Below are 13,931 nucleotides of genomic sequence, written 5' to 3'. Positions count from 1 at the left end.
ATGGGGTCTCAATCGCAATCCGCACTTCACCAGGCCACCACCATACGGCGACGGAGCGAGAAATTTTTTTGTTCATCAGTGTTCCCACCGGAGAATTGCTGACCCATCGAACCGTCGAGGCCATTATAAGCCGTATCGGAGATCGCTATCCGTCCGGGCTCCGCCAGAGCTTCAAGGCGGACAGCGACATTCACCCCTTCACCAAATACGTCCTCAATCTCGAACACGACGTCACCGATATGGATACCGCAACGCAATCGAATGACATCATGGCCCGCCAATGCTTCCTGAACATCGATTGCGCAAGCGACCGCATCAGAAATTGTCGTTATCACGGAGGAAGAAACAAGTCGACGTTGTGTAGGCAAAGAAATCCGGACTTGGAGTGTTAGTGGTTTCGACTATATCCACTAATGTTGTGTTCTTGCATAGGGTCTGCTTCTAAACTCGTCCTGACGGCGTCAGGAATAGCGACCGATTTACGTTCAACCGTGGAAAAGAATACATTTACGCTTTCAGAAGTTGCAACGCAATCATCACCGACGAAACATCCATAGCCTGTCGTTATCGATTTAGTGCCCAGTTTGATAACCCGTGTACCAACGTGAACTGTATTTGGGTAATGCGTTTCCTTTACGAAATCGATCACGAGACGGACAAGAATAAAATCAATTTCCGCGCTCTCATCAGTGTTTAACAACCCGCCAAGAAACATGGTTCGTGCTGCCTCAAAATACGTGGCATAGGCTACGTTATTGACGTGCTGCAAAGGATCCTGATCAGAAAAGCGAACCGTTACAGGGGTCCAGTGCCGAAAGCTGTCTTTACTCGTTAAATCAAACACATCACTCATCATACTTCCCACTAAAAATAAGTTGGTTTAATGGAACACCTGTTATTGAACTGTTCCTGGGAATCGCAGGATTTCACCGTCAGCAGTATATATGGCTTCTCCTCATATAAACAGGATCAAACTACTATTCCTGACATTGGCAAATTTGGACACGCCCTACTCAAAACTATTTTTAGCCCTCCACTTTCCAGCCAGCTTAGGTTCGGACGAAGATAATTTTGAACCACAATGCCTGACGGGACTTCATCGCATTGATCAGGTTGCGTATTGGCCCGTCCTTAGCCTTTACGAACCGCGGTTCGAGAGCGAATTCGGGAAATTCAATGAATACTTAGAGAATGCCCGTCGCGTAAATACAGCCATTTCAGTCAATGTGGTACTGTCGAATTTGCAGGAACTGTTAGCCGCGGTTTCTCTTCAATATGGACCAGCTTAAACCTCCAATCAGCACGCGTAACGGACAATCGGGATACCAAAAAAGACCGCTTTTTCGGGGAAGCTCAAGCCAACAAATTTACAAAGACGGCCACTTTTAAATGCCAAAATTTTTGGGGCTGGTTTTGACGAGAACAGAGTTTATACTGATTTTAAAAAGGAAATACATTTGTCAAAAGCCGTTTCACTCTCTAGAGCTAATAGTTAGACATTAATGGTCAAATTTTCTCCCAACACATTGATGAAGTCTGTCAATAGGGCATATTTTTACTATCAAAATAACACTATGTGGCTGATTGACAGATTCACTCAAATGATGGATCTGAAATTGACGCTAACGCTAGTGGCTCTTGCATTATTGAGTTTAGGCGTTTCGGACTTAATCGTTCAAAATATGAGCCAGAATGAAACATTTGTTCAGGAACATGTTTCTTACTTCAATATGCAAGACACGCGTATTCAACGGATTTTCTACTACGTTTTTTGTGTCGTTATTTTCGTTTTTTTCCTATTGTTTGGGTTATTTTCACCCCGAACATTCTCAACACATAGTTTTTCAGAGTGGTATTTATCCAAAGCGATTTCTCCGTGGCTTGTCCCGGCAATAACACTCGCCTTTTGGCTGGTCATCTTTCTCACTTACAAACAAAAGGGCTTCAATTTCGTGCTCGCTTTTGCGGTCGCATACCTGGTGAAAGAAGCCTTCAACCATAAATTCTCCATCAAATACCTAGCACTTGCATTTCTGAGTGGATGCCTGATTTTTTTCATTTTGCCAATGTGGTTTGGTCCTTCCATTCCAGACAATCGCCTTTGGACAATGGATACCCATTGGACGGCAGTATTGGGACAAGGATTACTTAATCTCACTTTTGATGGGGAGGCATTCAATGCATTTGCCGGGTATGGGGTTATTCTGAATGGTATAATTTTAGAAACGCAGAATTTATTCGATCTTGAAACACTTCGAGATACTCAATGGTTTTTGTCCACAATAAATATTCTGTTCTTTGCCTTGGTTCTATTTATAGCCACCTGCCGAGTAGGCCTAAAAGATAAAACAGTGATTTTGGTAATAGGCCTGCTTGTTCTCGTTCTTTTCTCAGGCCAAATGTCTGGCATTAGCAACAATTTTCTAACCCCAAATCAATTGCCAATTCGTTTCATTTCAATTCCCGCTTTCATAATCATCTCCTACTACCTCGCCAAAATCAGAGTAAGTTTCGGAGCGTTTATATTTGGCGTCATATCTCCGCTGGCAATATTTTATAACTTTGAAACAGCACTCTATTGCATCGCTGCAATGGGCTTTGCATATTTTATCGCAGGGGCAAAGGAAGGGCTTATAACCCTTGTGTTGACCGGTGCTGCTATTCTACTCGGCGGGATATTATCTGCGTCTATACTGATATTACTGATTTTTGATGGTTCATTGCTGTCAGTAGCTACTGAACTTTTCGATATTGCTCTTTTAAAAATGCAAAGTGGATCAAATGGGTTTGCGGCGCTTCCATTCTATTTCTTTATTCCTTTTATTCTTATCATGGCTCATACCATGGTTTTGTTTTCCCGCTATTTACTCTCGATAAATGACGGAAAGAAATTTTCGCCAATTGAGTTTCAAAGTGTTGTCATCGTAGGACTAATTGTTGCAATAGGAACCTATCAACTTAACCGATTTTACATTCCGAAATTATGGCTCCCGACCTTACTATATTTCCTTCTTGTTTTGCCTAACCTGGCAAAAGAGCCCAAAAACAACAAAATATTATGGTCATTTTACCTGACCGTGATAATCGCACCATTTATCTTTGGAAACCCTGTTAAAAGGCTGGTTTCTGAAGAATTCTCTACAGCCATATCGGACAGAATACATGACAAACTAACGCCATGCCTCGATGGAATCCTGGCGTCGCCTGAATTGTGCGAATATTCGTTAGAAAAAGCCACCGAGCTCAAATCGCTGAACGATAATTACTTAGATCTGAAATGGATCAGCAGCTTGGCTTTAACGATGTCCCGACTTACCGGTTTGGATACTGCGCTTAGTCAGAAAAGCCCGTTTTTCTTTGCCCATAATGCAAAAAACAGAGATACACTTATAGATGAAATAGTTCGACTTGGCGCACCTATATTTGTTATTGATAAAGTTACCTCTCGTAACATTGCAGGAATTCCTGACATCGTTGAAAAATTTCAAACCAACCTAATTCTGGATGCAGGCTACGAAATCAAGAATGAAACCAAATACTGGATTATAGCTCAAAAAGTAAATAGGTAGAGGTCAATATAGACAAATCTCCTGTCTAATATCGACCTAACATACAATTTTCGGAATAGAAATAATCCAAAAAGTATATAGAGAAATGTGTCCCAAAATGTCATCTCACACTAAAAAGAGAATTGTCTTTTTTCATATCCCTAAATGTGCGGGAACGTCCGTCTACAGGTCTTTGGGAAACGGCCTGCCCAACAGATCTCCCATCGACAAACTGCTTCGGCGTCATCGTTTGACGATTATTCATGACTACTGGCATCGAGAGCAGCGAGGCATGAAACTGCGACGGGCCAGACGGTCGCGACTGATTACAGGACATTTTCAATGGTCGACCTATCAGGAGTTGATGCCCGCGCCAACAGATTATTTGTTTACCTTTTTACGTGAGCCGAGAGACCGTCTATTGAGTTTATATCGGTTCATGTCCAGCCCGCAGGGAAGCAAATGGGTGGACGACAAAGACATAGAAGGCATTAACATTCAGGATTTTCTGGAACTGGATCTGGCTAGTTTGAACTGGCAATCTGATAACGTGTTGGTTCGTACCTTTTCCGGAAAATATAATCAGAAGTTCGACAGTTCCGCTGAATGGGATGAAGCGGTTGGGGTTGCAAAGTGCAATTTGTCAAAACTCGACTTCATCGGGCTAAACGATCGCTTTGAGGAAGACCTAAACAAATTATCAGCCGAATTAGATTTACCCTATGCCAAAGAAATGACATGGGAGAATAAATCCCTGGTTTCAAAAGGCAGCTTTACTGTTCCCAATGACGTTGAAGAATCATTGGAAAGAAAATGCCGATATGACCAAATTTTGTATAAATTTGCATTAGAGAACCTAATTTCGGAGTGAAAAATCAGCTTGTCGGCGGGAACTTCTGCCTACGACTATCCTTCAGGTCATAAAAAACATATGAAAATGGATAAACTATCCGAGAATAAGCCTCTATTCCCGGCGTTGGGGCGGCACGACCAGGATATCGCGATCGGCAATGCGTAACAGCTTTTCCGCCACGCTGCCCAGAAGCGTCTTGGCAAACCCTGTCTCGCCATGCGAGCCGATGACGATGGCCTCCGCGGAAATATCACGTGCGGCGGAAAGAATGACATCTTCAACCGACGACATGGCGGGTTTGAGAATACAGGGCGCCGATCTCAGATCATGTTCCACCAGAAATGCCAACAAGTCCAAGGATGCCCGCTGCTCCTCGTTATGCATATAGTCCTGGATCTGGTCCTCGCTCAAGGATGCCCTGTTCATCAGCCCGGTTGCCGGCGCATCAAATACATACAGGACGGATACCTCTGATTTGCTTACCAGATCGAGTTCCACAGCGGACCGAAGGGCGGAGCCCGAACAATCGGAAAGATCCGTCGCAATCAGTATTCGGCGATAGGCACCCGCGGGAACGGCGTTCGTCATCAGCACTGGTCGATCGCTTGTCCGAATTGTCCGCTCGGCGGTTGTCCCCACAAAGACATCCTTCAGAATTTGCCGGCGATGTGGTCCGACCACCAACAAATCTGCTTCTTCCTCTCGCGCCAATTGCGTGATTTTTTCAAATGGATCGCCAAAAGCTACTCTGAATTCGCAATCCAACCCATCAATTTCGCGAAGTGACGCGACCTGCTCCTCCAAAAGACTTTTCGTCGCGTGCTCAGTGCTTCTGATGAGATGTTGAGGTTGGTCGTCATCAACGACATGGATAAGGATAACTTTCGCATCAAAGGTTCGCGCCAGCAATGTCGCCCGACGGATCGCCCGATCGGATCGTTCGGAAAAATCAGTTGCAACAACTATTCGCTTCATTCCGTCCCACAAACTGGAGGCTCGCCTCCGCTCACATACTGATTACAGCCGATAAGCATTTTATTGCGCCAAAGTAACATGTAAGACGTCCAATGGCGATCAAAATGGCCGATGGTTCCGGTCCATAAATCCGGCATTTGCGTAATGCTTGCAATAACGTAATCAGACTGCCTACAATTGATAAATATATAAGCAAAACCTTCGTTTAAACCATCAAATCATAATTTCGGAGAACGACGTTTTTCCGTTATTCGTGTCATTTCCGCGATTGGCAAGGAAGGTCTTCAACCAGGCGAACATGAATCAGGAGACAACAATGGAAACGGCGAGCAATGCGCATCAATATCCTGCGGATTCCGTCCTTGAGTCTTTGAGCACAACGAGTGACGGTCTCACCGAGAGCGAGGCGGCAGCCCGACTGGAAACCCATGGCCCGAACCGCCTGCCGGATCCGGCACGGCGCAGCATCGTCGTCCGGTTTCTTCTGCATTTTCACAATATCCTGATCTATGTGCTCCTGGGGTCGGCCGTCATCACCGCAATTCTGGATCACTTCGTCGATACATTTTTCATTCTCGCCGTCGTCGTGGCAAATGCCGTAATCGGATTTGTCCAGGAGGGGAAGGCGGAGAAGGCGATGGAAGCCATCCGCCATATGTTGGCTCCCCGTGCCTCCGTTTTGCGTGACGGGCAACGTCGAAGCATAGAGGGAATTGAACTAGTCCCGGGAGATATCGTGCTGTTGGAGGCGGGGGATAAAGTGCCCGCCGATTTGCGCCTTATTCAGGTCCACGGCCTTCAGGCGCAGGAAGCGATACTCACCGGCGAATCCGTTGCAAGCGAAAAGCATACCGCTCCGGTCGCGCCCAATGCGGCGATTGGCGATCGGACGTGCATGGCTTTCAGCGGTACATTAGTGACCGGCGGCATGGGTAAAGGCGTCGTCATCGGAACGGGAGCCGATACGGAGGTTGGACGCATTAGCGGTATGCTTTCCGATGTTGACGTCCTGACGACGCCTTTACTGACGCAGATGAACGTATTCGCGCGATGGCTAACCGTTTTGATACTGCTCGTAGCCGCCCTGTTGCTGATCTTTGGGTATTTCGTTGAGCATTATGATTTCGCGGAAATGTTTATGGCGGTGGTTGGGCTTTCAGTCGCAGCCATTCCCGAAGGATTACCTGCCGTCCTGACAATCACGCTCGCGGTCGGCGTGCAGGCGATGGCCAGGCGCAATGCGATCGTTCGGCGGTTGCCCGCAATTGAAACGCTGGGTTCAGTATCGGTCATCTGCACGGACAAGACCGGCACCCTGACCCGCAACGAGATGATGGTCACCTCTCTTGCGACCCGGGCCCATGTTTTTTCCGTTGACGGCATCGGGTACGACCCAAATGGAACCATAAAGCTCGACGGTGTGACAGTATCCCCATCCGATCACGCAATCCTTGAAGAGGTTGGTCGCTCAGCCGTGTTGTGCAACGATGCGACCCTGCAAGAGAGTGATGGCGTTTGGACCATAGAAGGTGATCCGATGGAAGGCGCATTGCTCGCGTTGTCCGGCAAAATTGGCATGGATATTCGTCAAGAGATGGCCGAGTGGACACGCACCGATATCATTCCCTTTGACGCCAAGCATCGTTTCATGGCGACGCTAAATCATGACCATTACGCGCATGCATCCATTTCCGTGAAGGGGGCGCCGGAACAGATCATCTCCATGTGCAATGGGCAACGCGCCGTTTCGGGCGGCACCCAACCGCTCGACAAGCAATACTGGCATGAACAGGTCGAGAAATTCGCCGCCCACGGTCAGCGTGTTCTGGCTATTGCCGTCCGCCCGGTCGCACCGGAACATACCGTCCTTGAACATAGCGATGTCGACGGTACATTAACACTCATCGGCTTGGTCGGGCTGATCGACCCGCCGCGTCCGGAAGCCATTCAGGCGGTGGCGGAGTGCCATGGCGCGGGGATAAGCGTGAAGATGATAACTGGCGACCATCGTGGTACAGCCGCCGCCATAGCCAGACAGGTCGGATTGCAAAATCCGGAAACAGTGCTCAACGGGGCTGATCTTGACAATATGAATGACGCGGAATTAGCCGCGGCGGTTCTCAACACCAACCTGTTCGCCCGAACGAGTCCCCAACACAAGCTCAGGCTTGTGATGGCGCTCCAATCGCATGGTATGACGGTCGCCATGACCGGGGATGGCGTGAACGACGCGCCTGCCCTCAAGCGCGCCGATGCGGGCATTGCCATGGGCATGAAAGGCAGCGAAGCCGCCAAGGAAGCCGCCGAACTGGTTCTCGCCGACGACAACTTCGCGACCATCGTCACCGCTGTGCGCGAGGGGCGCACTGTCTACGACAACATCAAGAAGGTCATCAGCTGGCTACTGCCGACGAGCAGCGGCGAGGCTATGACGATCATTGCCGCGCTGCTTTTCGGCATGACCCTGCCAATTACCCCAATCCAGATTCTCTGGATCAACCTGATTACGGCCGTCACACTCGGTATTGCCCTGGCCTTTGAACCCACGGAAATCGATACAATGCGTCGGCGCCCACGCCCGAGAGATCAGCCACTTCTGACCGGGGAGCTGGCCTGGCATATCGTGCTGGTTTCGGTCTTGTTTATATGTGGGGTGTTTGGAATCTACATCTACGCGATAGATCGCGGCTACTCGATAGAACTTGCCCGCACCATGTCCGTTAACACCCTGGTGGTAATGGAAATATTCCATCTCTTTTTCATTCGAAACATTTATGGCACCTCCCTCACCTGGAAGGCGGTGCGGGGCACGAAAGTTGTATGGACAACGGTTATTATCGTCACCGTCGCCCAGTTCGCCATTACCTACGTCTCGCCGTTGCAAAATCTGTTTGCGACCGAAGCTGTGCCTTTGTTTGACGGCATGCTCATCATTTGTGTGGGTATCGCTCTGTTCACAATCATAGAAACCGAAAAACAATTGCGTCTGAGCTTTCGCCGTCGTTAGTAAGCCTGACTGAAAACGGCTCTCGCATTTTTTACGTCGAAGTGACCGCCTAAATGTTCGTGCCGTCTCGAAGTTGATCATCGTTGGCGCCGTCATTTTCGGCGCCCCCATGCGATCAAACGACAGTCCCTAAAGCGTCAGCATATTTAGCCAGGCGTCATGCTTGTTGCAGAGGGAGACCATATAGAGGCGGTTATTCAAGCCGGTAATGTCATGCTCCGAGATCGGGGCGTCGATTTCCGGATTAAACAGGGTTTCTTCGACGAATTCGAGATTCTCATTAAGCAGGATATGCTTGATGATATAATGGACATAGCCGTCCATTTCATGTCCGGTGGTCACTTCGATGCTGTTGCCGCTGCGCTCGATCATCGGGACATGCGTCTCTTCTTTCCCTTTCCAGCGGCCCGGCGCGTCCTTTGTGTAATAGAGCGAGCCCGCAAGTTTCGAGCCCATCGGATCGAGCATGTCGCCCGCAAAGGCGATCTTCGGCAGGACCACGGAAGAGGCCACACCGATCACCCCCAGCCCTTTTAAAAACAACCGTCTGTGCATCACTCTCTCCTTCAAATTTTTATAGGGGCGTCAACGCGGTCAGCGAACGGCAAAGGCCTCGACCATCTCGAGTTGCCCCTTGCCCTTGATATCGACAATACCGAGCGCGCGGGCCTCGCATTCATCCCTTATTTCCTGCCAGGCGGCGGCCGTCATGGCGACAGCCCCCGGCGTGCCATGCTCGACCAGGCGCGCGGCGATATTCACCGTATCACCCCAGACATCGAACAGGAATTGCTGCTTGCCGACAATGCCGGCAACGACAGGCCCGAAATGCAGGCCGATGCGCACTTCCCAGTTCGGCTCCATCGTCCCGGCAATACGGGACATTTCAAGTCCGCAGCGCACCGCCGTCAGCAAGGGTGCCTCGACCGGACGGAGAAGGCCGCTAGTGGCCATGAAGGCATCGCCGATGGTCTTGATTTTCTCCATCTGGTGATCCTCGACAATCGCTTCGAACGCCTCGATCAATGCCTGTAAATGAGTAACGACGGTTTCCGGAAGGTTTCGGTCGCAATAGGAGGTGAAGCCAACGATATCGCAAAAGAGGATGCCCACCGCCTCATAATTGCGCGGCCGAACGACGCCGGTCTCTTTCAGTTCGCGCACCGCCGTGGCCGGAAGAATTGCATGCAGAAGTTCATCCGTGCGTTTCTGCTCGGCGATTATCTGAAGGCGGTACGCGTCTTCCTGATCGCGCATCCTCTTTTTCTCGAGTGAGGCCGAAACCCGTGCACGAAGTAGCGTCGCGTTGAAGGGCTTGGGAAGAAAATCCTCGGCCCCGAGCTCGATACATTTCACGACGCTGTCAAGCTGGTCTGCCGCCGAAATCATGATGATCGGGATATGGCGATGATTGACATCCTTCTTGACGGTTTCCAACACCTCATAGCCATCCATCTCCGGCATCATGATGTCCAGAAGAACGAGGTCGTAGGGCTGCGACGTAATTTTTTCCAGCGCTTCTCGACCGTTGACGGCGGTTTCCAACTGCCGATAGCCGATCTTCTTCAGCCGCCGCGACAGGGTAAAACGGTTATCCTCGTTATCATCGACAATCAGGATTCGGGCGTCTTCGAGGGTCACGATGTCTCACCCCCTTCCAGATAATGCTGTATCTTGCCCAACAGACGGGCAAACTCGACCGGCTTGGTATCAAAATCATCGCAGCCAGCCGCCAGCGCCTTCTCCCGCTCCCCTTCCAGCGCATGGGCCGAAAGCGCGATGACCGGAATGGCTTTCGTCTCGCCATTGGATTTAAGCTGACGGGTCGCCTCCCATCCATCCATGACCGGGAGGCTCAGATCCATCAGGATCAGCGCCGGCCTCTCGCGTTTCGCCGCCTCGATCCCGGCCGCGCCATCCCCGGCGGTCACCACCTCGAACCCTTTGCGCTTCAGGCGACGCGACAACATGTAGATATTGTCCTCGTTGTCTTCGACATAGAGGATTTTAGTCATTCTGCTTCTCCGGTCTGGGAGGATTGGGTAGCGAGATGGCGTCCAACATAGCGGCGCACTTCATCCAGGAACGACGGCGTTCCATCCGCGGATTTCTGGATAATCTGCTTAACCCCGCCATTGAGCCGACGTCGATCCTCATCCGACAGATCCGCGCCGGTGATCACCACAACCGGCACACCCCGCGCCTCGGGAATAGACTTGATGGCATCAACAAATTCAAAGCCATCCATTTCCGGCATGATCAGATCAAGCAGGATGAGGTCGGGGATGGCATTTCGGACCAGTTCCAGCCCGGTCCGGCCGTTCACCGCCTCGCGCACGCGCCAGCCCTCGCTCACGAATATCCGGCGCATCAGCTGGCGGGTGGCGCCATCATCCTCAACAATGAGCACATTGCCGCCGCTGCCGTTCAGCTTGTAACGTTCCAGCAGCGTGAGCAATCGCTTCCGGTCGACCGGCTTGGTCATGTAATCGGCGACGCCAAGCGAGAAGCCTTTGTGCTTGTCATCGACGATGGAGACCATCAGCACCGGAATTTCTCTCAGTTCGGCATCATCCTTCAAATCCTGAAGCAGGCTCCAACCGTCCTTACCGGGCATCACCACATCGAGGGTGATTAGCGCCGGACGGAGTTTGCGCGCTTGTACCAGTCCTTCCTCCCCATTGCTGGCCGTCGCCACCGCATAGCCCTCTGTCTCCAGAAATTTACGCAATATGTCGCGGGCCACGGGATCATCATCCACGACCAGCACGACGTCGGAGCCCGGATCGCCGCTCACCGATAGACGGGGAAGCAATTCGCTGTCGATCTCCTCAGTCTCCAATCGTGCCGGGATTTCAAGGGGCAGGCGCACGCGGAAGACTGATCCGGTTCCGGGCACACTCTCAACGGTCACATCGCCGCCCATCATCCGACAGAACCGCTGGGATATGGCGAGGCCAAGTCCAGTGCCTCCATATTTTCGGGTCGTCGAGGAATCGGCCTGGGAAAAATCGCTGAACAGGCGTTCCAACTGCTCGGGCGTCATCCCGATGCCGGTATCCGAGACGGCAATTTCAACGCTGCCATCCGTATCTTGGTGGACGGTAATACCAACGGTGCCATTCTCGGTGAATTTGCAGGCGTTGCTGACAAGGTTGAAGATGACCTGGCGTACCCGCGTTACATCGGACACCATCTGCGGCAGGTTATCGGGCAGCGTCACCTCTATGCGGTTGTTGTTCGGCGTTGTCAGCGGTTCCGCCATGTCAACGCATTCCCGGACCACGGACGCAAGATCAAACTTCTCCACATGAAGTTCCATCTTGCCCGCCTCGATCTTGGACAGGTCGAGGATGTCGTTAATCAGCTTCAGCAGATGCTTGCCGGCCCGGCTGATCCGCTGCAGGGGTTCGATCAAGTCTTCGTCCCCATCGTCGATGGCATCTTCCTCCAGCATTTCGGTAATGCCGATCACCGCGTTGAGCGGGGTGCGGAGTTCATGGCTCATATTGGCAAGGAACTGGCTCTTGGTTTTGGTCGCCTTCATCGCGACATCCCGCGCCTCGGCCAGCCGGTCCACCATCTCGCCAAGTTCCGTTTCGCGCGCCTTGGCTTCGGTGATGTCCGTGAAGACACCGACAATGCCGCCGTCCGTGGTCTTCTGTTCGTTAATGCGCAGCCACTGGCCGTCGGCACGCAGATGCTCATACGGTCCGGTCGGGTTGCGGTGCCGTTCGATCCGTTCCTTCAGCCATTGGTCCGCATTCGCCTGCGCCGCGACGATCATCTTCTTCTCCACCGCAGCGGAGATGATTGTCTCGTAGCTAATCCCCTTTTCAATCGACAAGCCGAGATAATTATACATTTCGCGGTATTTGCTGTTGCTGACGATTAGGCGGTCATCGGCGTCATATAGAGCGAAGGCGTCGGTCACGGCCTCGATCGCTTCGAGTAACTTCTCCTGCGCGAGTCTCGCTTCGGCCTGCGCGTCCTCTCGTTCCTGTGCGAGACGGTCCCGCTCGATCAGGCTATCGCGGAACAGAGTCAAGGTGCGGGTCATCTCGCCGATTTCATCGCGGCCCGCAGGCGGGATCGCTACCTGATGATCCCCCTTGGTGATCGAGCGCATGGCGGCAACAAGACGCATGAGCGGCGTCCGGATCGAGCGAAGCACGAGAACCGTCAGCAACAAGCCGACAAGCGTTGCACCCGCGATGATATAGAGGGACAGATTCACAGTCTCGCGCGCCGAGGTAAGACCGGCGCGGCTCTGGGCCAGAGATTCCGCCTCCAGCCGGCTGACGATCTCAGACAGATGATTGTCAATCGTTTGGATATGAACCCGCGTTTTCGCCATCAGAGAATTACCGATAACCCGGCGATTATCCGTATAGGCATCGACGGCGAGCAACGCCTCCTTCATCAGCAGGTCAAGCTCCTGATTGATCAGGGCAACTCGTTCCGGCTCATATTCCTCTATCTTCCCAAGGCTTTCCATCAGGGAGGTGCGCGCCGCTTCGGCATTCCGCTCCGACAGGGTGAGCAGGCTGACCGCGAGATCCGCAAGCCAGAACTTCAGATCGCCAAAGGATTTGCTCGCCGCATTCGCGGTGGTCATCCGGCTGACAACCTCTGCTTCCAGCGCGATTGTCTCGGCATTTTGCGTCAGACGGTTGCTAAGAAACAGGTTGGATCCGACAAGTATCACCAGCAGCGCCACGCTCAGGATTGAAAGCCGTGTCAGAATGGATAAATTGCTCATCTGGTAACCGCTTTCACGAAGGCAGCGTCATTTACGATATAGCGTCACACTGATAACACCACCGAGATCGCCGACTTTGCCCCCTTCCTTTGGATAGCCGGTGACGTCCAGCTCTCCCTTTGGCGAGCCGTGACAGGCGAGGCAACCCTCACCGTAATATTCCGGCACCAGGACGCGAAAGGCCGGACGGCCATCCTTTTCCGCGACCGCAGAGAAAACGGCGCCCGTTTTCCAGTCCGGCGACGAGAGGTCGTTGCGAATGGCCTCAATTTCCCAGTCATCGGGACGCGCCTTGCGATTGCGGATCAACTCCGGTGGGGCGGTGACCTTGATTTCAGCCTCCTCCCCCATTTTGTGCTTAAATTCCTCGTTCACCAGACGGGCGAAGACCGCGGGAACGAACCCCTTGAAGGCAACATCCGGCTGATTGATGGTATCCTGATTTTCCTGCACCACATGGGAGATTGCCTCCACCTGAGCGCGGAGCAATCGGCTTTTAAGATCATCCGATTGAAGGTCCGGCGCCACACCGCCCTTCGCCTTCGTGAATTTCTCAATGGCCCGCGCCTGAACGACCGCGCCGGTCAGGCCCTTGTCGCCGATCGCAGGGTTGTTTATCAATTCCTGATTTTCACCGATCACGGAACGGGCGGATTGCAGCATTGTCGCGAGATCAATCGCAATGTCGTAATCACTGTCGTTCTCATCAGCATATCCGGGGATCGACGCACCCAATAACAGGCCAGACAGCAGGATCGCAAAGAGTTTCATCCGTTGCATGATAAC

11 protein-coding genes are annotated in these 13,931 nt (G+C 51.7%); 3 read left to right on the top strand and 8 right to left on the bottom strand.

Translation table 11 applies throughout. The features are described 5' to 3' along the window. Window positions 1-26: 26 nt before the first annotated feature. Both GQF03_RS05545 and GQF03_RS05540 read right to left on the bottom strand, forming a co-directional pair. Complete coding sequence (locus GQF03_RS05545) at window positions 27-368, bottom strand: adenylate/guanylate cyclase domain-containing protein (protein WP_161338225.1); 342 nt, start codon at window positions 366-368, stop codon at window positions 27-29. A gap of 20 nt (window positions 369-388) precedes the next feature. Continuing rightward, entirely contained in the window at window positions 389-853 is a 465-nt protein-coding gene (locus tag GQF03_RS05540; protein WP_161338224.1) for an acyl-CoA thioesterase, read from the bottom strand. A gap of 748 nt (window positions 854-1,601) precedes the next feature. On the opposite strand from GQF03_RS05540, the gene GQF03_RS05535 reads away from it, so the two are divergent. Together GQF03_RS05535 and GQF03_RS05530 are read left to right on the top strand one after the other, a co-directional pair. Further along, window positions 1,602-3,569, top strand: a complete 1,968-nt coding sequence (locus GQF03_RS05535) for a hypothetical protein (RefSeq protein ID WP_161338223.1) — start codon at window positions 1,602-1,604, stop codon at window positions 3,567-3,569. 85 nt (window positions 3,570-3,654) lie between these two features. Next, window positions 3,655-4,419 carry a sulfotransferase family 2 domain-containing protein gene (locus GQF03_RS05530; protein ID WP_338401305.1) on the top strand — a complete coding sequence of 255 codons (765 nt, stop codon included), beginning with the start codon at window positions 3,655-3,657 and terminating at the stop codon, window positions 4,417-4,419. A gap of 93 nt (window positions 4,420-4,512) precedes the next feature. Here GQF03_RS05530 and GQF03_RS05525 read toward each other — a convergent pair whose 3' ends face one another. Further along, window positions 4,513-5,376, bottom strand: coding sequence for a universal stress protein (locus GQF03_RS05525; RefSeq protein WP_161338221.1), 864 nt, complete (start codon window positions 5,374-5,376; stop codon window positions 4,513-4,515). Window positions 5,377-5,692: 316 nt separating this feature from the next. On the opposite strand from GQF03_RS05525, the gene GQF03_RS05520 reads away from it, so the two are divergent. Next, the gene (locus GQF03_RS05520) at window positions 5,693-8,383 is read left to right on the top strand and encodes a cation-transporting P-type ATPase (RefSeq protein ID WP_206376427.1); all 2,691 of its coding nucleotides are present in this window, start codon (window positions 5,693-5,695) and stop codon (window positions 8,381-8,383) included. Window positions 8,384-8,512: 129 nt separating this feature from the next. Here the strand turns inward: GQF03_RS05520 and GQF03_RS05515 are convergent, their stop codons facing one another. The 5 genes from GQF03_RS05515 to GQF03_RS05495 are packed head-to-tail and all read right to left on the bottom strand — an operon-like array spanning window position 8,513 to window position 13,925. Next, the gene (locus tag GQF03_RS05515; RefSeq protein WP_161338219.1) at window positions 8,513-8,938 is read right to left on the bottom strand and encodes a hypothetical protein; all 426 of its coding nucleotides are present in this window, start codon (window positions 8,936-8,938) and stop codon (window positions 8,513-8,515) included. Window positions 8,939-8,977: 39 nt separating this feature from the next. After that, window positions 8,978-10,024 (bottom strand): adenylate/guanylate cyclase domain-containing protein, encoded by a 1,047-nt coding sequence (locus GQF03_RS05510; protein ID WP_161338218.1) that lies wholly within the window; start codon window positions 10,022-10,024, stop codon window positions 8,978-8,980. After that, window positions 10,021-10,398 carry a response regulator gene (locus GQF03_RS05505; protein ID WP_161338217.1) on the bottom strand — a complete coding sequence of 126 codons (378 nt, stop codon included), beginning with the start codon at window positions 10,396-10,398 and terminating at the stop codon, window positions 10,021-10,023. The genes GQF03_RS05510 and GQF03_RS05505 overlap by 4 nt, the downstream gene beginning before the upstream one ends. Beyond that, window positions 10,395-13,145, bottom strand: coding sequence for a response regulator (locus GQF03_RS05500; RefSeq protein WP_161338216.1), 2,751 nt, complete (start codon window positions 13,143-13,145; stop codon window positions 10,395-10,397). Before GQF03_RS05500 ends, GQF03_RS05505 begins: the two co-directional genes overlap by 4 nt. Before the next feature lie 27 nt (window positions 13,146-13,172). Continuing rightward, window positions 13,173-13,925, bottom strand: a complete 753-nt coding sequence (locus GQF03_RS05495; protein WP_161338215.1) for a Tll0287-like domain-containing protein — start codon at window positions 13,923-13,925, stop codon at window positions 13,173-13,175. Window positions 13,926-13,931: the final 6 nt, after the last annotated feature.

This window comes from Sneathiella chungangensis, assembly GCF_009882935.1.
Classification (GTDB): domain Bacteria; phylum Pseudomonadota; class Alphaproteobacteria; order Sneathiellales; family Sneathiellaceae; genus Sneathiella; species Sneathiella chungangensis.
The sequence above is the reverse complement of the archived record's forward strand: the minus strand, read 5'-3'. Positions and strand labels throughout refer to the sequence as shown.

Bases quoted from the DNA above. Each gene is read 5' to 3' on its own strand.
- GQF03_RS05530 (WP_338401305.1), top strand. From the start codon at position 3,655: ATGTGTCCCAAAATGTCATCTCACACTAAAAAGAGAATTGTCTTTTTT.
- GQF03_RS05535 (WP_161338223.1), top strand. From the start codon at position 1,602: ATGATGGATCTGAAATTGACGCTAACGCTAGTGGCTCTTGCATTATTG.
- GQF03_RS05525 (WP_161338221.1), bottom strand. From the start codon at position 5,376: ATGAAGCGAATAGTTGTTGCAACTGATTTTTCCGAACGATCCGATCGG.
- GQF03_RS05500 (WP_161338216.1), bottom strand. From the start codon at position 13,145: ATGAGCAATTTATCCATTCTGACACGGCTTTCAATCCTGAGCGTGGCG.
- GQF03_RS05520 (WP_206376427.1), top strand. From the start codon at position 5,693: ATGGAAACGGCGAGCAATGCGCATCAATATCCTGCGGATTCCGTCCTT.
- GQF03_RS05495 (WP_161338215.1), bottom strand. From the start codon at position 13,925: ATGCAACGGATGAAACTCTTTGCGATCCTGCTGTCTGGCCTGTTATTG.
- GQF03_RS05505 (WP_161338217.1), bottom strand. From the start codon at position 10,398: ATGACTAAAATCCTCTATGTCGAAGACAACGAGGACAATATCTACATG.
- GQF03_RS05540 (WP_161338224.1), bottom strand. From the start codon at position 853: ATGAGTGATGTGTTTGATTTAACGAGTAAAGACAGCTTTCGGCACTGG.
- GQF03_RS05515 (WP_161338219.1), bottom strand. From the start codon at position 8,938: ATGCACAGACGGTTGTTTTTAAAAGGGCTGGGGGTGATCGGTGTGGCC.